At 63.1% G+C, this 17,101-nt stretch carries 14 protein-coding genes, 1 tRNA gene and 2 pseudogenes; 11 read left to right on the top strand and 6 right to left on the bottom strand.

Annotation, left to right across the window (positions count from 1 at the left end; all coding sequences use genetic code 11):
• The 3 genes from GM672_RS28430 to GM672_RS21200 all read left to right on the top strand — a co-directional run.
• Positions 1–239 (top strand): hypothetical protein (locus tag GM672_RS28430; RefSeq protein WP_170300179.1); only part of this gene is annotated, 239 nt, incomplete at its 5' end.
• Positions 236–1,324: a hypothetical protein gene (locus tag GM672_RS21205; protein ID WP_155472526.1), complete on the top strand. Its 1,089-nt coding sequence runs from the start codon at positions 236–238 to the stop codon at positions 1,322–1,324. The genes GM672_RS28430 and GM672_RS21205, both read left to right, overlap by 4 nt.
• A gap of 101 nt (positions 1,325–1,425) precedes the next feature.
• Complete coding sequence (locus GM672_RS21200; RefSeq protein ID WP_155472525.1) at positions 1,426–2,253, top strand: flagellin N-terminal helical domain-containing protein; 828 nt, start codon at positions 1,426–1,428, stop codon at positions 2,251–2,253.
• Here GM672_RS21200 and GM672_RS21195 read toward each other — a convergent pair.
• On the bottom strand, positions 2,250–3,425 hold the full coding sequence (locus GM672_RS21195) for a dienelactone hydrolase family protein (protein ID WP_155472524.1): 1,176 nt from the start codon (positions 3,423–3,425) through the stop codon (positions 2,250–2,252). The two genes, GM672_RS21200 and GM672_RS21195, sit on opposite strands and share 4 nt — an antisense overlap.
• Positions 3,426–3,557: 132 nt before the next feature.
• Between GM672_RS21195 and GM672_RS21190 the strand changes: the two genes are divergently transcribed.
• A complete protein-coding gene (locus tag GM672_RS21190) occupies positions 3,558–4,571 on the top strand; it encodes a TraB/GumN family protein (RefSeq protein ID WP_170300178.1) in 1,014 nt (337 codons plus the stop codon).
• 15 nt (positions 4,572–4,586) lie between these two features.
• On the opposite strand, the gene GM672_RS21185 is transcribed toward GM672_RS21190, so the two are convergent.
• The 3 genes and pseudogenes from GM672_RS21185 to GM672_RS29305 all read right to left on the bottom strand — a co-directional run.
• On the bottom strand, positions 4,587–4,931 hold the full coding sequence (locus GM672_RS21185) for a hypothetical protein (protein WP_155472522.1): 345 nt from the start codon (positions 4,929–4,931) through the stop codon (positions 4,587–4,589).
• 153 nt (positions 4,932–5,084) lie between these two features.
• Complete coding sequence (locus GM672_RS21180) at positions 5,085–7,817, bottom strand: TonB-dependent receptor (protein ID WP_155472521.1); 2,733 nt, start codon at positions 7,815–7,817, stop codon at positions 5,085–5,087.
• A 219-nt stretch (positions 7,818–8,036) separates the two neighbouring features.
• Positions 8,037–8,240: pseudogene (locus tag GM672_RS29305) on the bottom strand (hypothetical protein); the annotation flags it as partial.
• On the opposite strand from GM672_RS29305, the gene GM672_RS21175 reads away from it, so the two are divergent.
• Complete coding sequence (locus GM672_RS21175) at positions 8,232–8,771, top strand: hypothetical protein (protein ID WP_155472520.1); 540 nt, start codon at positions 8,232–8,234, stop codon at positions 8,769–8,771. The pseudogene GM672_RS29305 and the gene GM672_RS21175 overlap by 9 nt on opposite strands.
• On the top strand, positions 8,768–9,733 hold the full coding sequence (locus GM672_RS21170; protein ID WP_155472519.1) for a hypothetical protein: 966 nt from the start codon (positions 8,768–8,770) through the stop codon (positions 9,731–9,733). The genes GM672_RS21175 and GM672_RS21170 overlap by 4 nt, the downstream gene beginning before the upstream one ends.
• 495 nt (positions 9,734–10,228) lie before the next feature.
• Here GM672_RS21170 and GM672_RS21165 read toward each other — a convergent pair.
• A pseudogene (locus tag GM672_RS21165) lies at positions 10,229–11,438 on the bottom strand (IS256 family transposase); the annotation flags it as partial.
• Between the two features lie 174 nt (positions 11,439–11,612).
• On the opposite strand from GM672_RS21165, the gene GM672_RS21160 reads away from it, so the two are divergent.
• Positions 11,613–11,686 (top strand) — tRNA-Gly (locus GM672_RS21160).
• Between the two features lie 192 nt (positions 11,687–11,878).
• A complete protein-coding gene (locus tag GM672_RS21155) occupies positions 11,879–13,534 on the top strand; it encodes a diguanylate cyclase (RefSeq protein ID WP_155472518.1) in 1,656 nt (551 codons plus the stop codon).
• A 24-nt stretch (positions 13,535–13,558) separates the two neighbouring features.
• Here GM672_RS21155 and GM672_RS21150 read toward each other — a convergent pair whose 3' ends face one another.
• Positions 13,559–13,897 carry a hypothetical protein gene (locus GM672_RS21150; RefSeq protein ID WP_155472517.1) on the bottom strand — a complete coding sequence of 113 codons (339 nt, stop codon included), beginning with the start codon at positions 13,895–13,897 and terminating at the stop codon, positions 13,559–13,561.
• A 368-nt stretch (positions 13,898–14,265) separates the two neighbouring features.
• Here GM672_RS21150 and GM672_RS21145 point away from each other — a divergent pair, with 368 nt between their 5' ends.
• The 3 genes from GM672_RS21145 to GM672_RS21135 all read left to right on the top strand — a co-directional run bounded on the left by GM672_RS21145 (position 14,266) and on the right by GM672_RS21135 (position 17,092).
• Complete coding sequence (locus GM672_RS21145; protein WP_155472516.1) at positions 14,266–14,610, top strand: hypothetical protein; 345 nt, start codon at positions 14,266–14,268, stop codon at positions 14,608–14,610.
• Positions 14,611–14,700: 90 nt separating this feature from the next.
• Entirely contained in the window at positions 14,701–16,698 is a 1,998-nt protein-coding gene (locus GM672_RS21140; protein ID WP_155472515.1) for a TonB-dependent receptor, read from the top strand.
• A 211-nt stretch (positions 16,699–16,909) separates the two neighbouring features.
• Positions 16,910–17,092 (top strand): DUF3606 domain-containing protein, encoded by a 183-nt coding sequence (locus tag GM672_RS21135; RefSeq protein WP_155472514.1) that lies wholly within the window; start codon positions 16,910–16,912, stop codon positions 17,090–17,092.
• Positions 17,093–17,101: the final 9 nt, after the last annotated feature.

Genomic DNA, 17,101 nt, shown 5'->3' with positions numbered 1-17,101 from the left:
TGCGTGCCGCCAGCGCGCGCTACGACGGCGGCGCATATTTCCCGACGGCCCTGGCGGCCTACCGCGACCGCCTGCAGCGCGTCTGCGCGGCACTGGCCGGGGCGGGCGTGCCCGGCGTGCCCGCCATCCTGCATTCCCTGCTGCACATGTCGTTCAACCGGGCCGGCGTCATCCCCTTGCGCGAGCAGTCGATCCGCCTGTTCGCGCTGGCCCTGTACGAGGAAAGGACTTTCGCATGAGCTTCCTGCAACTGCGCATCCACTGCGCCGACAATGTCGCGCCGTTCTACCGCAAGGTGGCCGCGCCCCTGCAAGCGATGCTGGCGCGGCAGGGCCATGACCGCTGGACCCTTGCGCGGGGCTGGCAGCACGGCCCCCATTATTTGCTGACGTTCGATACGGCCGGCCTGCAGGGCGGCTGGCTGGACGAAGCCCAGGTGCTGGTGCACGCCTTCCTGGCGGCGCACCCTTCGCAGGCCGTCGACCCGGAACGCTACCGCGCCCTGCAGGCGCGCCTGAACGCCGTCGAGGCGGCCGGCATCGATCCCGACGTCATCGCGCCGAACGACACGCTGTCGCTGCACGAGACGGATGCGGCGCAACTGGCGGCGAAGTATGAGTCAAGAGTCCAGTGGCTGTCCGTGTTCGAGACGGAGGCGCGGCTGCGCGCCTTGATCGTGCGGGGCTGGCTGGCCTGCGAGCGGCACGAACAGTTCGTCGCGCAGCTGATGCTGCTGCTGGCCAGCGTCTATCCGCCGGTGCCGTCGGATGACCCGGCGCGGCCGGAATACGACGGCTTCCTGTCCTATCACTCCAATTACATCTTCTGGCGCCACACCTTGCCGCCGCACCAGCGCGTGCAGGTCGATGCCCGCTTCGACAGCGACTACACGGCCATGGTGGACCAGTACCGCCTCTGGCTGGCCGAGCTGCCCGCCGCGATCCGCGACGAGGGTAGCCTGCTGGGCGATACGGCTCGCCTGCTGGCCGGGCGCTTCGCCGCCTTCGTGGACCTTGCCCGGCGCGACGTGATCCACGCCCGCTCGCCGTTCGCCCGCGAGCACACGGCGCGGCGGGACAGCGTCTCCGAATTTCACCAGGCCTTCTTCTATAACGACGATGGCAGCGGCTTTCAATTCAGTACCGACTTCTGTGCCTACCGCTGGCTGCTCAATATTGTCTACAAGGCTTTTCCCCTGCTGAATATTCCGCCGCTGCGGCGCCAGCAGCTGAACCACGGCCTGGACCGCCTGCACCTGGAACAGCCCGACAATATCACGGCCCTGCGCGCCGCCCTGCAGGATGGCGAAACGGTCGCGGCATGAATATTTATGCGGCGTGTGACAATGTGTGATCAAGTTCTCAGTTTCCGTGTCGTAACAGGTGGTGCAGGGGAGATAGTTCCTCCGTGCCACCGACACGACCGATGCCGCTCTCTATCAACAACAATGTCAATTCGCTGTTCGCCCAGCGCGCCCTGGGCCGTGCGGGGGCCGACTTGTCGGCATCGCTGCAGCGGCTCTCGAGCGGGCTGCGGATCAATTCGGCGAAGGACGATGCGGCCGGCCTGGCCATTTCGCAGCGCATGGGCGCGCAGCTGCGCGGCCTGTCGCAGGCGGGGCGCAATATCAACGACGGCATTTCGCTGACGCAGACGGCGGAAAGCGCGATCGGCCAGATCGGCGACAACTTCCAGCGCATCCGCGAGCTGGCCGTGCAGGCCGCCAGCGACACCAACAGCAGCAGCGACCGCGCCGTCATCCAGCGCGAGGCGGACGAACTGGTGATGGAGAACTACCGCATCGCCACCGACACCAATTTCAATGGCTTGAAGCTGCTGGACGGCTCGTTCAACGGCGCGCTGCAGATCGGTCACCGGGCCGGCGATGTCCTGATGCTGAACCTGCCGTCGATGTTCAAGCAGAACAGCAGCGGCGGCTTCGCCGAGGACCCGATCTCGCTGGCCAGCCACGCCGATGCCACGCTGGCGCTGACCTACCTCGATGGCCAGCTGGCGAACATCAACCTCCAGCGCGCGAAGCTGGGCGCGACGCAGAACCGGCTCACCTTCGCGTATGAAAACGTGCAGTCGATGTCGGGCAACCTGGCCGAATCGCGCTCGCGCATCGTCGACACGGATTTCGCCGCCGAAGCGACGAACCTGACCCGTTCGCAAATCCTGCAGCAGGCGGCATCGGCCATGCTGGCGCAGGCCAACTCGCTGCCTAACCAGATCCTGCAGTTGCTGCGCTAAGGTTTGGTCGCCCGCCCGAACTGGCCATCGAGCCAGTCATAGGCCTGCTGCTGCGCTTCACGGGGAAAGGCATGCCCGCCCGGCAGGATGCGCGTGTCGAACTTGTCGCCCGCGTGCCAGGCCTGCCACACCTTCGCCATCTTCCCGAACGCCTGCTGCACCGAGGGCAGGGGGAACAGCGGGTCGGCCGCGCCGGCGAAGAACAGTGCCGGTTTCGGCGCGGCCAGGCTGGCCGCATCGGGAAAGTCGAGGTGACGCAGCAGGCCCGGATGCAGCATCTGGAAGGCCGACGAGCCACGCAACTGGTTGTTGGACGGGACCATCAGGCCGTCCGTGGTGGCCATCCAGTTCACCGCCACCAACGCCGTCACGTCGTCGGACAGTGCCGCCACCTGCCAGGCCCGCAAGGCGCCCATCGAAAATCCCAGTGCCGCCACGCGGCGCCGGTCCACTTCCGGCAGCGACGCGAGAAAGGCCGCCGCGCGCGTGTCTTCCAGCGCCATATTCCCTGCCAGCGAGCTGCCCAGGTTGAAGAAATTGGCGGCCAGCGCCTGCTGTGCGTCGCCCGTCAGGGGGCCCCGGTCGCCCCAGCCCAGCGCGTCGGCCACCAGCACCACGTAGCCGCGTCGCGCCAGCTCGTCGCCCGGGTAGCGGCCGGAAAAATACTTGTCGGCCCACGTGCGCGATGCCGCCAGGCGCGCTTCGTCGCCCCATGGCTCGGCCATCTTTTCCTTGCCGATGTCGAAGCGCCCGCCATGATCGTGCAGCATCAGCGCGGCCGGATGGGAACCTTTCGCCTTCGGCACCAGCAGCAGCGCACGCACGCGGCTCACCGCCGTCAGGTTGAACACCACCTGGCGCGCCACGTAGCTGCCCCGGTCGATCTCGGCGATGACCTGGGGCGCGAAGGGCGTGTCGTCGCGGTCCTGCAAAGTCACCTCCCACAACTTCGCCCGCCCCGCCGCGCGCCACGCCGGCAAATCCTTCACGGCCGGCGTCCACGCCAGCGGGAAGGCCAGCCTGGCTTTGAGCGCCGGGGCAAACACGGGCAGGTTGCCGTCGATGGCGTGACGCTGGTAGTCCTGGGCGGCGGCGGTGGTGGCTGAGACGGAAGCGGCAGCGAAAGCGGCAGCAAAGGTGGCAGCGGCTTTCCAACGGGTGCGGCGGGTCATGCGGTCTCCTTGGCTGGCGGCGCATCGCCGCACTAGGCAGCTTAGCAAGTTTGCAATATTATGTTTCCAGCTTTCACTAACTTACGCGATGAAAGCGCCCCCTGCAAGTCCACCGTCCGAAGGAGTCGCCCCATGCTGGTTCGTACCGTTGCCGCACTCAGTTTGTCATTTGCCGTTTCCGCTGCCTGGGCCCAGGCCGAAGCACCCGCCGCCGATCCGGCGTCGGCCGCCGAGGAAGCCCAGCCCGAAAAAATCCTCGTCGTCGGCCAGCGCCCCGGCCCAGGCCTGTGGAAGGTGTCGAAGGGCGATCATGTGCTGTGGGTGTTCGGCACCTATTCGCCGCTGCCGAAGAAGATGGAATGGCGCTCGCAGCAGGTGGAGGCCATCATGGCCCAGTCGCAGGAGCTGCTGGCGCAGCCTTACGCCTCGCTGGAAGTGGGGCGCCTGCGGTCCTTGACGCTGCTGCCGTTCATGATCGGCATGGAGAAGAACCCGGACGGCGCCCAGTTGCGCGACAAGCTGCCGCCGGACGTGTACGAACGCTGGCTCGTGCTGCGTAAGAAATACCTGAAGGACGATGAGGGCTACGAGCGCCAGCGCCCCGTGTTTGCCGCGGGCGAGTTGTACGAGAAAAGCCTGGCGCACGTTGGCCTCGTCAACGGCAGCGAGGTGCGCAAGACGCTGGTGAAGCTGGCGGAAAAGAACAAGCTGAAGATCACGCAGACGAAGCTGGACATTCCCGTGGACAGCCCCGTCAAGGTGCTGCGCGAATTCAAGAGGACGCCGATGGACGACGTGGCCTGCTTCACCGACACCGTCACGCGCGTGGAAAACGACCTGGATGCGATGCGCACCCGCGCCAATGCGTGGGCCAAGGGCGACCTGGACGCGATCCGCAAGCTGCACTTCCCGTCCCACGAGGAGGCCTGCAACAACGCCATCCTGAACAACACGGTGATGAAGGAAAAAATCGGTACGGACGGCATGATGCAGCGCGTGCGGGCGACTTGGCTGACGGCGGCGGAAAAGGCGCTGGAGGCGAACAAGTCCACCGTCGCGCTGTTGCCGCTGAAGGAGCTGCTCGACCCGCAAGGCTACCTGGCCGCCTTGCAGGCCAAGGGCTACGCGGTGGAGCAGCCGGAGTAGGGAAGGACCTGCGCCTCAGGGCGACAGGGCTTCTTCCAGTGCGTCGATGGCATCGTCCAGCAGGGCGATGCGATCCTGCTCCGCCTGCGACGGGCCGATGCCCTGGGCCTCGTTCGAATCGATGTCCGCCTGCAACCGCGAGCGCTCGGTCTTGAGCTCGTCGGCCAGCGCCGCGATTTCGCCGCCATGGGTTGCGAGCAGTTCATCCTGGATCAGGATATGCAAGTCGCTGATGCCGCCCACCAGCCGGCCCGCGCGGCCCTGCTGCACGCGGCGCGTCACTTCCTCGCGCCACGCGTCGAGCTGGTCGAGTGCCTCATGCCGCGCGGCCCCCTGGTCGGGCAGGTCGTCAGGCTCCACAGGCTCTTCAGGATCCACAGGCTCTTCAGGCCCGGATTCGAATGGCTCGCTCATGCTGCTCCCCTCGCAGTGGATGGTCGCAGGAATCTTAACAGGCTCCCGGGCCGGCCGGCGTGCGCACCTTGCCGCAGCCGGTGGCCCGGATGACGCGGGTCAGAACTTGTAGTTCATGCCGAACAACACGGTGCGCCCATACTTCGCATATTCCAGCTGGCGATCCTTGCGGTTGGCATAGGTTTCGTAGGCCGCATTGTTCAGGTTATTCACCTGCAGCAGCAGGCCCAGGCCTTTCAGGCTGCCGTCGTTGAAGGTATAGCCCACCTGGAAGTCGGTCGTGACGCCGCCCACCACGTAACGCAGCTGGCGGTCGCCCGCGAAGTCGCCGATCTCGCCGACGAAGTCCGAACGGTGACGCCCGCTGATACGGGTCGAGAAGCCCGCCTTTTCGTAGTACAAGGTCAGGTTCGATACATTGCGGGACAGGCCCGGCAATTCGATCTTGCCGATGGTCGAATTGATCTGCTTGATGTCGATGCCGCTCTTCGTGTACGACGTGCTGGCCATGACACCGAAGCCGCCCAGCACGGGCGCGACCAGTTCCAGCGGCACCGACACCGTCAGTTCGGCGCCCTTGATCATGCCGCCATCGCCGTTATACGACGTCGTGTACTGGCCGAAGTTGGCAATGGCGTTGGTGCCCGGCGTAAAGGCGGAAAAGTCGCGCGTTTCGGAGAAGGTGTAGATGTAGGTGTCGAGCTTTTTATAGAAGCCCGCGAGTGCCACATACCCTTTCTTGTCGAAGTATTTTTCGTACGACAGGTCGATTGCCTTGGCGCGCCATGGATCGAGCCTGGTATTGCCGCCGCTGCCGCTTGGCAGGCGGGTGCCCGATTCCACGGTGAAGTTGAAACCCGCATTGAGCTGGTCCACGCGCGGCCGGGCGATCTGCTTGGCAAGCGAGAAGCGCAAGGCCTGGCCGTCCGCCAGTGCCACGGCCAGATTCAGGCTGGGCAGCACATCCGTATAAGTCTTGCCGTTCTCGATGGGGTGGGCCACGCCGCTCGCATCCGCATACAGCGATTCGGACGACTGGTCGGTGCGGATCACCTGGGCGCCAACATTGCCCCGCACCGCATAGCCGCCGACCGTGGCGTCGATATTGGCGCGGGCAAAGGCCGTCGTGATTTTCTCCGTCACGTCCCAGGCCCGGCTGATGGTGCCGTCGTTGTTTTCCAGGCTGTAGTTGATCGGGTCGAAGTATTTGGCGATCACCGCCGGCACATTCCACGACGGGACGACGCCCGCGCCGGCAAAGCCCAGGTCCACCGGCGCATACAGCAGGTCGCTGGCAATGGTGGGCGTGCCGGATGCAAACAGCAGGCCGGAAGGCTGGCGCTTGGTCTTGGTGCGGTCGCTGTAATTGACGCCCACGTCGACGCGGGACAGGTAGTTTTCCGCTGCCGCCGGCACCGGCACCGTCGCCGCCACTTTCAGGCTGGCCAGCCGGTCTTTCAGGTGCGGCGCATAGGTCTTGCCGTAGCCGTAGATCGAATTGCCCGTATGGAGGGTGGCGGGATTGCTGTAGTCGAACTGGCCGGACAGGTGGGCAAACCGGCCGGGCTGCCAGCCCACCGTCATCAACGGGTCGTTCAAGGCGCCGCCGCCGGCCGTCTGCAATTGCAGGTTGTTTTCCAGGTAGGTTTCGTCGCGCTTGGCCTGCGAGTAATTGGCATCGACCACCAGCGACCAGTCGCCGAACTTGAAGCGGTTGGCCCAGCCGGCCGTACGGATCGAATCCTCCCGATGGTTATGCTGGCCGCGCACCAGCGGATAGGCGCCCGTGGCCGTGCCGCCCACCAGCGTATTGTCGATGATATTGGTGGTGGCGTAACGGAAGCCGGCGGGATTGTTGGTGCCGTTGAAGCCGCCGAGATTGACCTCGAACTGGTTATTCGTATCGACCTGCTTGAATTCCGACGCGAACACGTCCAGCGTGCTGGTCCACTGCCGGCTGGGGCGGTATTCCACGACGCCGATGACGCCGGTGCGCTGCAGCCTGCCGCTTTTCGCCAGGGCCTTGACGCCGGCCGTCACAAACGTACCGGCCGGCACGCCAGCGATGGCGGCCTGGTTGAATGGCTCGTAGGTGCCGGTCTCCTGGTCCAGGATGGGCGACTCCATGTGCGCCACGCCCAGGGCCACGCCGATCGTCCGGTTGGCGAACTGGTCGATGTAGCTGGCGCTGACCCGGTGGCCCGTGTCCTTCGCATTGGCGATCTTGCCCAGCGAATTCTTCTCGCCGCGCAGGTTGAACGAGAAGGTGCGGGCCCCGAACGACAGCGGACGCACGGTCTGCATGTCGATGGTGCCGGACAGGCCCTGGCCGACGATGCCGGCATCGGGCGTCTTGTACACCGTGACGCCACTGAGCAGCTCGGAAGGATACTGGTCGAACTCGACGCTGCGGTTGTCGCCCGTGCTTACCTGTTCGCGCCCGTTCAGCAAGGTGGTGGCGAAGTCCGGCGACAAGCCGCGGATGCTGACCACCTGCGCCCGCCCCGCAACCCGCTGCGCCGCCAGGCCCGGCAGCCGCGCGATGGATTCGGCGATGCTGGTATCGGGCAGCTTGCCAATGTCCTCGGCCGAAATCGATTCCACGATGGACGTCGCATCCTTCTTCACCGAAATCGCATCCTCGATACCGCGGCGGATGCCGGAGACGGTGACTTTCGTCATGGCTGCATCGGTCGTCGCGGCTGCGGCGGTATTGGCGTCGGCTGTCTGCGCCAGCGCTGGGGCGTACAGCAGGAAGAGGGCACAGGCGGCGGCGATAGGGTGCAGCGGGAACGACGTGCGCGAACGGGGCGCTCGGGTGCTGGAATGCATGGTTGTCTCCGATGGTCGAGGGATGTGGACTTGCGTGTGCTCTGTGGCACTTTCGACCAATCTTGTACTAAAACTAAATTTTTAGTCAACGGTGGCGTTGGTAGAACCAACGAAAAGCCCCCTGAAAGGCGCATTTTTCTCTCTGAGGGGGAGGTTGGTTGTATTTCTACTACATACTCGTTAAGAATTTGTAGTTCAACTACATTTAACGCAAGGAAATTATGGACCTGTCAGAAATTCTGTGTGCGGGGCCAGATTTCGTAGTTGGGTAATCGCGTTGGTGAATCGCTCGCCGAACATGATGGCGAACTGATTGGCAGCGAGCTTCCAGGTACGCGGCGCCATCTTCCAGTCTTTCTCAATATTGCGCAAGGCCAGGAGTAGTAGTTTGGTCGCGGCGTCATCGCTCGGAAAATGACCGCGATTCAGATTACCTTCCAGGATAACTACAGGAAGTACGGGGATTATGTTGGTGTTAATTTTCTTGGTGCCGACAAGACCAAACTTGAGACTGTACAATATGCAACGGACTCCGCTGGGTGGTTCTGGCGCTATGGCAAGGGAGTGGATCTCAATACTTATGCGGACAGGAACGACCTGCTGCAGATTTCGGCGCGTATTAACGGCGCCTTCAATGGTTTCAACGACAGGGTTGCTATTTTCAAACGTGCTCATAAAACGCTGAACGCACCCGCGTGTCAGACGGCGGCCAATAGGAGTGCCGTGTTTTTGCCTTTCGAACAAAGTGCTATCTATCAAGATGCCGGCTCCACCTTCGGGTGGGCTTTGTGGCATGACCCGACATCAACAAGAGAGGGGGTAACGAAAAACGCGGCCGTGGCCAAGGCGGCATATCAGCGTTTTCTCGTCGTCCATGCGGCACATCCATCCCCGAAACGTTTCGGCTTAACGCCGGCGCAACTGGTCGCCCGCGCAACGGAGAAATCTCAATGAAGAACCTGTTATCAGCACTCGTCCTTATTGCACTTGCGGTGTCGCAAGGGGCATCCAACGCTTCAGGCGTATCGAACGTCACAGCTGCGGCAGGAGCGTCGAAAGATTCAAGTGCGCCAGATGTCTCCAAGTATGCCGCTCAGCAGGGATGGACGTTGGTGAAATCGAACACCCCGAAGCTCCCGGTGAGCGATATAACACCCGTGTTGTATACCGCTAAGGGAGATGCAGCACCAAGTTGCGGGCTATTGGCACACACGGCAGCTGGCACAGAGTTTTTTGAATTGATGAGCCCGGAAAAGGGTGCGGGGTTTCCACAGTGCCTGCTAATTAACGACGCGGCCGCTTTTGAGGTTCGCAGTCGCCAATATTTGGTTGTTGAATATATCGCTCGGGACACGGTAGAGGATTTCTATCGGCAATACTTTTACCTCTACCGCGATCCTGCGGGACGCTACATTCCAGACAGCGAATTGAATGATGCGGTTGTCTGGACAGAACCTGTCCTGGCAAGCCGCGACGGTATTGACGTCCCGCGCGCTCAGGAGGGGGTACGACGTGCTAGAGGGACGTTGCTGTCCAAGACGGTCCCCGGTATGCGCTTTCTAGGGCGCGAATTTATGGCAGGCAAAAATAGTTCCTTCGCCGTATTTCAGGACAGAGCCAATAGTAAGTGTGTATTCCTGGTCGACGTCGGCGCTAAGCCTGCGACGTATGGGCACGAACTCTTTGCAAAGGGGGACAAGTGCGAAAGCGTGTTAGCTTCTGGCAAGATGGAACGTGCAGGTACGACGTATTACCTTGCGCTCTTCAAAGGAGTGGTTCGTAATCACTTGGGAATCGTCTCAGTGGGTCCGAACAATGTCGTTGCTGCCGAAACTGGCCTTGCTATCGCTGTGGGAAAGAAGAGCAAATTGGCGGATCTCAAGTCAGCGAAAGAGGCGTTGAAGTTGTCGCTGTAAGCCCAACGTGAATCCATGGCACGCTACGGGCTGCCTAACGCATGCTTTGCTACCAATGCCAAGGCTCGCCGCCAAGCTGCTGCGCCTCTGAACGGCGGCGCTTCCAGCCATGCACGTCATGACGACGCAACCAAACTCGCATTCGCTTATCCGTCCTCAGCATTTTTTTGATGGCGGCGGCCAACATTGTCTTGTGCGAGCTGAGCTTGGCAACAATATTTTTCAGGCGCTCGCTTTGTTCCTGTAGCTCCTTGAGCAGCCGAGCCTGGTCGCTGTCGAGTCTTGGGGCCGCTTCCGCCATCGACAGAACGTCTGTTCAGAAATGCCGATACGAGGAATCGTGTTGGCAACAGACAGGTCTACCCCGGTTTCCTTCAGGACCGCAACAATTTGCTCGACTGAGGGATTCGACGAGCTGGGGTGTGGCTTGAGTAAAGAAGGGGGCGCTGGACCTGTCAGAAATTCTGTGTGCGGGGCCAGATTTCGTAGTTGGGTAATCGCGTTGGTGAATCGCTCGCCGAACATGATGGCGAACTGATTGGCAGCGAGCTTCCAGGTACGCGGCGCCATCTTCCAGTCTTTCTCAATATTGCGCAAGGCCAGGAGTAGTAGTTTGGTCGCGGCGTCATCGCTCGGAAAATGACCGCGATTCTTGACGATTTTCCGGAGTCGCATATGCAGGCTCTCAATGGCATTTGTGGTGTAGATGATTTTGCGCACTTCTGGCGGGTATGCGAAAAACGGGATCACCTGCTGCCACTGGCGTCGCCACATAGCTGCCACCGTTGGGAATTTAATGCCCCATGGACCGGCCGCAAACGCGTCCAGCGCAGCTTCGGCTGCCTCGGCGTTGACTGCCTGGTAGACAGGCTTAAGAGACGCTGCAAGCTCTTTGCGGTCCTTCCAGCTGGCCAGGGTCGTCGAGTTGCGGATCAGATGCACGATGCATGTCTGAATCTGCGCTTGCGGATATACGGCCTCGATGGCATCGGGGAAGCCGCGCAAGCCGTCGACGACGGCGATCAGGATGTCTTCCAGGTCACGATTTTTCAATTCGTTGAAGACCTTCAGCCAGAACTTGGCGCCTTCGGTTTGCTCGATCCATAGGCCCAAAACTTCCTTGCAGCCGTCGGCGCAAATGCCCAGTGCTAGAAACACGGCTTTGTTCTTTACCGTGCCTTCGTCACGAATTTTCAGGCGCAAGGCGTCGAAATAGACAATCGGGTACATCGCTTCGAGCGGGCGCTGCTGCCACTGCGTGACGTCCTCGAGCACCTCGTCGGTGATGGTGGAAATCAGATCGTGAGATACCTCGGTGCCGTACAACTCAAGCAGATGTGCCTGGATCTCCCGCACACTCATGCCGCGCGCGTACATGCTGATGACGTGGTCGTCAAAGCCTGGCATGCGTCGCTGATGCTTGGCCACCAGCCTTGGCTCAAAGCTCGACAGGCGATCACGCGGGATATCCAGATTAAGCTCGCCGCCGGGCGTAAGCACCTTTTTCGGGCTGCTGCCGTTGCGGTGGTTTTTGCCGCTTTCGCCCTCGCTCGCCAGATGATGGCTCAACTCGGCAGACAGCATGCGCTCGGCCAGCATCTTCTTGAGCTGCCCGGCCAAGCCGTTTTCGCCAAGGATCGACTCTGCGTCCTTGTTCTCAACCTGGGCAAGCAACTGGTCGATCAACTCGACGGGGAACGGGTATGCTGCTTTTTTTGTTTCTTGGGCTTCTTGGTGGTCATCACTTCGGTCATTCGGCATTATTTCATGACCCCGTTCCACACAGAAAATCTGACAGGCTCGAAATTATTGCTGCAGAGGCAGTTCGGAAGCTGTCACATTGTCAAGAACCTGCAAATCCGCGTAGAATGCCCCGTACGCGGGTGTAGCTCAATGGTAGAGCAGAAGCTTCCCAAGCTTACGACGAGGGTTCGATTCCCTTCACCCGCTCCAGTCCTCAAGGCGCGCTTGTACTGCGCTTTGGTACCGGCAGGCCTCTCACACGAAATAACTGTCAGCCTCCACGCAATTTCGTTGTTCTAAGGCAACCCAACCACCCCCTCCCAGTGGTAAAGTGCGGCGTCTGCCCCACTCCCGCAGTTTCTCGAACCCTAGGCCCGCCCCTCCTAGCACTTGTCGCTCACCATGCCGGCTGAAGTCCGTATCCGAAAGATCGCCATCGCGGCGATTGTCGCCTCCGCCATCGTTGCGGCTGTTCCTTTTTTTGTCAGCAGCCGCGTCACGGAAGGGGTCACGCTGCTCAAGCGCGCGGCCGACCGCCAGAACCTGTATATCGACCTGCTCAGCATGCTGCGCGACGTCGAGACGAGCCAGCGGGGCTTCGTGCTGAGCGGCCGGGAAGCATTTCTCGATCCGTACAATGTGGCGCTGGTCCAGATCCCGGTATTAAAGCGCAACCTGATCAAGGGCGCCATCGATGCCGAGGAACGGGAGGCGCTCGATCAGATCATTCCCCTGACCGATGAAAAGCTGGTCAACGCGGCCGAGGGCATCGCGGCGCGGCGCAACCACGATGCGACGGCCGACAGTGCGGTCGGGTCGACGTCGCTGGGCAAGGTGCAGATGGACAAGCTGCGCCAGCTTCTCGGGCAGCAGATTTCGGCCATGGCCGACCGTCGCAACAATGTGCGGGGCACCTTGATCGAAGGCTCGGCCCAGGTCGCCTATTTCAGCGGGCTGGCCGCGGTGATCAATACTTTTCTGCTCGGTACGGCCGTATTTGGCGGCAGGCGCCTGCTGCGCGAACGGGCCAAGGTCGCCGACCAGCTGCGGGCCGCCGTGACCTTGGCCGATACGCGCAACCAGCTGATGTCCGGCAGCGCCCGCATGCTGCAGGCGATCCAGTCGGCGCCGACGGTGGGTGATACGTCGGCGATCCTGACGACGTGCCTGACGGGCCTGCTGCCGGGCGTCTCCGGCACCCTCTACCTGTACCGCAACTCGCCCGACGTGCTGGAACCGCTCGCTTCCTGGGGCAGCGCCGATGCGGCGGCGGTGCCGATTCCGCGCGAGGACTGTTGGGCACTGCGCTTCGGCCGCGCGCATGACCACTGCTGCGACCACGACCTGCGCTGCAATCACCTGCGCAGCGAAACGCGCACGCAGCACCTGTGTCTGCCGATGGTGACCCAGGGGGCCGTCATCGGCATGATGTCGGTCCGGTTCGACAGCCTGTCGACCGAGCAGTTTGCCACGCAGCGGGAACTCGTCATGGCGCTGGCCGAACAGGTGTCGCTGGCCCTGTCGAACGTGCAGCTGCGCGAAGCGCTGCGGGCCCAGTCCATCATCGACCCGTTGACGGACCTGTACAACCGGCGCTTCCTGGAAGAGACCTTGAAGCGCGAACTGGCGCGCAGCACCCGCAACAAGTCCTCGCTGTCGGTGATCATGTTCGACGTCGACCATTTCAAGCACCTGAACGATACCTATGGCCACGACGCCGGCGACACCGTGCTGAAGGCCGTGGCGGCGGCGGCGAAGGGGGCCGTGCGCAAGGCCGATATCGTGTGCCGCTACGGCGGCGAGGAAATGATCGTCGTCATGCCGGACTGTGCCGAAGGCATGGCGATGGAGCGCGCCGAAATGATTCGCCGTGCGATCGAATCGATGCGCACGGCACATGGCGGGCGCGACATGCCCCAGGTGACGGCCTCGTTCGGCGTCGCCAGCCATCCCGTCTTCGGGGTCGATGGCGATTCGCTGGTGCGGGCCGCGGACGCAGCCCTGTATGTGGCGAAGCGGCGTGGCCGCAACAATGTACAGCTCGCAGTGGAAGGGTAGGCGGGCACTGGCCCTGCGGCGCGGTCAGCTTGCCGCGCGCTGGACCTCGACCGACCACGAATAGTCGTAGACATTCTGTTCGACCGTTGCCACGTGGCCATGGCCGATCATGCTGGCGGCATATGCCTGGGCTTCCTGCTCGTTGGAAAACTCCCGCGCATGGAGGCCCGCGGCATCGGCCTGGGTGCTGCTGCGATCGACTGCCGCGCTGCTGCCTGGTACCAATGAGGCCAATCCAATCATCCGCAGCAGGCGTGTACCGATGCCTTCTTGCGGCGCCTGCGCACGTGCCACATCGTAGTGGAAGGTTCGGCCCTGCCTGCCGCCCACCAACGACATTGCGTGATCTTGTTTTGCAGTCATCGAACGCTCCTGGGTGGATTGATAAAGCCAGCTCTGCCAGTATCGCCCTCACCGATGCCGATGAAAATGCTTCGCTGCGCTCCTTCGATATAATTCAATCGTTTCGTTGCACCTTGGATACAAAAATTTCATTCCTCTAAACTTTTTCGCCTCTTGAGTTGCGCCAGTCCGGTGCTCGCAATGCCGCGGCGGCATTGCCCCGCTGCTCGGGTGGCCGGCCGCTTTCGTCGTATAATCGGCATGTTTTGGCTACCGTGCCGCTCCTGCATGCACGAAGAGCCGCCACGGGGAAGACCCCCCGGCCCGTTTCGCCCACCGCAGCGCGGCACAACTGCGGTGCAGGTTTTATCAGGATTTCAAGCGCCGCCATGTCGTCACGCGTCATCGTCCAACTGCTGCTGTCGCTGCTGTTGCTGGTTTCCCAGCAGCTGGCGGCATCACACGTCTACCTGCACGTCTATACGCACGTGCCGGGCAGCGGGCCGGTCCAGCTTTCGCAGGACGATGGCGGCAAGGGCAGCCGCCCCGTCGCGGCCGACCACCTGTGCGGCCTGTGCGTTTCCGGCGAGCAGCTGGCCCACGCGCTGGGCGTGCCGTCGTACAGCCTGCACGCGGTCCGTCCCGACTACCTCCCTCCCATTGCCGCCCACGTGCATGCGGCATGCGGCCGCACTGCCTGTGCCTACCAATCTCGTGCTCCACCCCTGGCCTGACTCGCCCAGTTTCACCGAAATCCGAAATTGATTCGCCCCGCCGTCGTGCGCGGCGAACGCTTGTCATTCCATTTGCCCGAGGTTTACCCCATGAACATGCAACGCACGCTGCTGGCCAGCGCAGTCCTGGCTTCCCTGTCCCACGCCGCTTATGCCGCTGACGCCGACGAACCGGTCGATCCGGTCGTGCCGAAAGTCGTCGTCACCGCCAATCCTTTCCGCAGCGCCGAGGGCGACCAGATCCTGACGCCCGCCAAGGTGCTGCAAGGCGACGAGCTGCGCGACAAGGCCGGCAGCTCGCTGGGCGAGACGCTGTCGCAGGAACTCGGCGTGTCCGCGTCGGCCTTCGGTGCCGGTTCGTCGCGCCCCATCATTCGCGGCATGGAAGGCCCGCGCGTGAAGATGCTGGAGAACGGCATGGCCGTTTCCGACGTCTCCGGGCTGTCGAACGACCACGCCGTTGCCGCCGAAGGAGCCGTCGCGCACCAGATCGAAATCCTGCGGGGCCCGGCCGCGCTGCTGTATGGCTCGGGCGCCATCGGCGGCCTGGTCAACGTCGTCAACGAGCGCATCCCTACGGCGCTGGAGGCGAAGCCCACGGGCCAGGTCGAAGCGCGCTACAGCACCGTCGACACGGGCAGGAACGTGTCCGGCACGGTGGACGGCGCGGTCGGCAAGATCGCCCTGCATGCCGACGGCAACTGGCGCGATGCGGACGACTACAAGATTCCCGAACACCGCGTGCTGGGCGACCCGGAATCCGTCACCGGTCGCCTGCCGCATTCGGATACGCGCGAGCGCAACGTGGGCCTGGGCGCCTCGTATGTCGACAGCTGGGGCTATGTCGGCACGTCCGTGTCGCACCTGACCAACCTGTACGGCATCCCCAGCGACGAAGGCTCGAAGATCGACCAGAAGCAGACCCGCTACGATATCGAAGGCATGGTCAAGGCGCCGTTCGCCGGCTTCGAGCAGTTCAAGTTCAAGGCCGGTTACACGGACTACGAACACGCCGAGCTGGGCGAGGGCGATGCGCCCGAGGTGATCTTCACGAACCGCTCGCTGGAAACGCGCTGGGAGCTGACGCACCGTCCGCTGGCCGGCTGGCACGGCACCTTCGGCCTGCAGACCGAGAACACGCACTTCTCCGCGCTGAGCGCCGAAGGCGGGCCCGACACGGTGCCGGCCACCCGTTCCACGTCGACCGCCGGCTTCATCGTCGAAGAGAAGGACCTGGGCGTGCTGCGCCTGTCCGCCGGCGCGCGGCTGGAGTCCGTCAAGCGCGAACCCGTGACGGGCATGGAGCGCTCGTTCGACCTGAAGTCCGGTTCGGTCGGCGCCCTGTGGCCGTTCCTGCCCGGCTACGGCGCCGGCCTGACGTTCTCGTACGCCCAGCGCGCCCCGTCGACGGAGGAGCTGTATTCCTACGGCCCGCACGACGCCACCGTGACCTTCGACATCGGCGACGCCGGCTTCGACACGGAGAAATCGCGCAACGTCGAACTGTCGGTGCAGAAGTCGAGCGGCCTGGTGCGCTGGAAGGCGAACGTCTACCGCAACAAGGTCAGCGATTTCATCTACGGCAATATCACGGGCAATCTGCTGGACGAGGAGGGCAATGCCGGCGACGAGCTGCGCGAGCGCATCTTCCAGCAGGGCAATGCCACCATCCGCGGCGCCGAAGCGGAGCTGACCGTCAACGAAGCGGGTGCCGGCTGGTCGGGCCGGGTCTTCGCCGACACGTCGCGCGGCAAGCTGGACGGCAACGGCAGCCTGCCGTTGCAGCCGGCGGACCGCATCGGCGCCTCGGTCGGCTACCGCATGGACGCACTGCGCGCCGGGCTGTCGCTGGTCCACGCGCGCGGCCAGGACCGCCTCGCGTCGTTCGAAGACACGCCGACGCCGGGCTACAACCAGCTCAACGCCAACCTGTCGTACACGCAGAAGATGGGCGAATTGGACCTGACGTGGTTCCTGCTGGCGAAGAACCTGCTGAACGAAGACATCCGCGTCTCCACCTCCGTGCTGAAGGACATCTCGCCCCTGCCGGGCCGCAACTTCGTCTTCGGCGTGCGCGCGAAGTTTTGACCACTCCCAGCGCTGCTGGGAATCCCGTCGGTCCGCCGCGCGGTCACACACCGGTTTCGGAGCAATTTTTGGCCAAAACCGGTGCCTGACCGCGCGGGCCCGATCGATTTGGGAGCGGTGAAGAGGGCATGCGTGCGTCAGTTAACTGACCGGCAACGGTTCTTGCGGGATCCTTGCGTCGACGACACCAGTCGATTTCAAGGAGAACGCCATGTCCGACAATCTCCAGAACCGCGGCCCGCAGGACCGCAGCCGCATCAATGTGAACGAAGAGTGGGAACTGCGCTACTGGACCAAGGAGCTGGGCCTGTCCGAGGAAGAGCTGCGCAATGCCGTCAAGGCGGCCGGCACGACCGTGACGGCGGTGCGCGAACACCTGGGCAAAACGCATTGACGGGCCCGC

Source organism: Pseudoduganella buxea (genome assembly GCF_009720835.1).
In the GTDB taxonomy this organism is placed as follows: domain Bacteria; phylum Pseudomonadota; class Gammaproteobacteria; order Burkholderiales; family Burkholderiaceae_D; genus Rugamonas; species Rugamonas buxea.
This window is presented reverse-complemented; position numbering and strand designations above follow the sequence as displayed.

Coding starts and splice junctions, on each gene's coding strand:
- GM672_RS21190 (WP_170300178.1), top strand. CDS start 3,558: ATGCTGGTTCGTACCGTTGCCGCACTCAGTTTGTCATTTGCCGTTTCC.
- GM672_RS21200 (WP_155472525.1), top strand. CDS start 1,426: ATGCCGCTCTCTATCAACAACAATGTCAATTCGCTGTTCGCCCAGCGC.
- GM672_RS21145 (WP_155472516.1), top strand. CDS start 14,266: ATGTCGTCACGCGTCATCGTCCAACTGCTGCTGTCGCTGCTGTTGCTG.
- GM672_RS21195 (WP_155472524.1), bottom strand. CDS start 3,425: ATGACCCGCCGCACCCGTTGGAAAGCCGCTGCCACCTTTGCTGCCGCT.
- GM672_RS21180 (WP_155472521.1), bottom strand. CDS start 7,817: ATGCATTCCAGCACCCGAGCGCCCCGTTCGCGCACGTCGTTCCCGCTG.
- GM672_RS21170 (WP_155472519.1), top strand. CDS start 8,768: ATGAAGAACCTGTTATCAGCACTCGTCCTTATTGCACTTGCGGTGTCG.
- GM672_RS21135 (WP_155472514.1), top strand. CDS start 16,910: ATGTCCGACAATCTCCAGAACCGCGGCCCGCAGGACCGCAGCCGCATC.
- GM672_RS21205 (WP_155472526.1), top strand. CDS start 236: ATGAGCTTCCTGCAACTGCGCATCCACTGCGCCGACAATGTCGCGCCG.
- GM672_RS21175 (WP_155472520.1), top strand. CDS start 8,232: ATGACCGCGATTCAGATTACCTTCCAGGATAACTACAGGAAGTACGGG.
- GM672_RS21140 (WP_155472515.1), top strand. CDS start 14,701: ATGAACATGCAACGCACGCTGCTGGCCAGCGCAGTCCTGGCTTCCCTG.
- GM672_RS21155 (WP_155472518.1), top strand. CDS start 11,879: ATGCCGGCTGAAGTCCGTATCCGAAAGATCGCCATCGCGGCGATTGTC.
- GM672_RS21150 (WP_155472517.1), bottom strand. CDS start 13,897: ATGACTGCAAAACAAGATCACGCAATGTCGTTGGTGGGCGGCAGGCAG.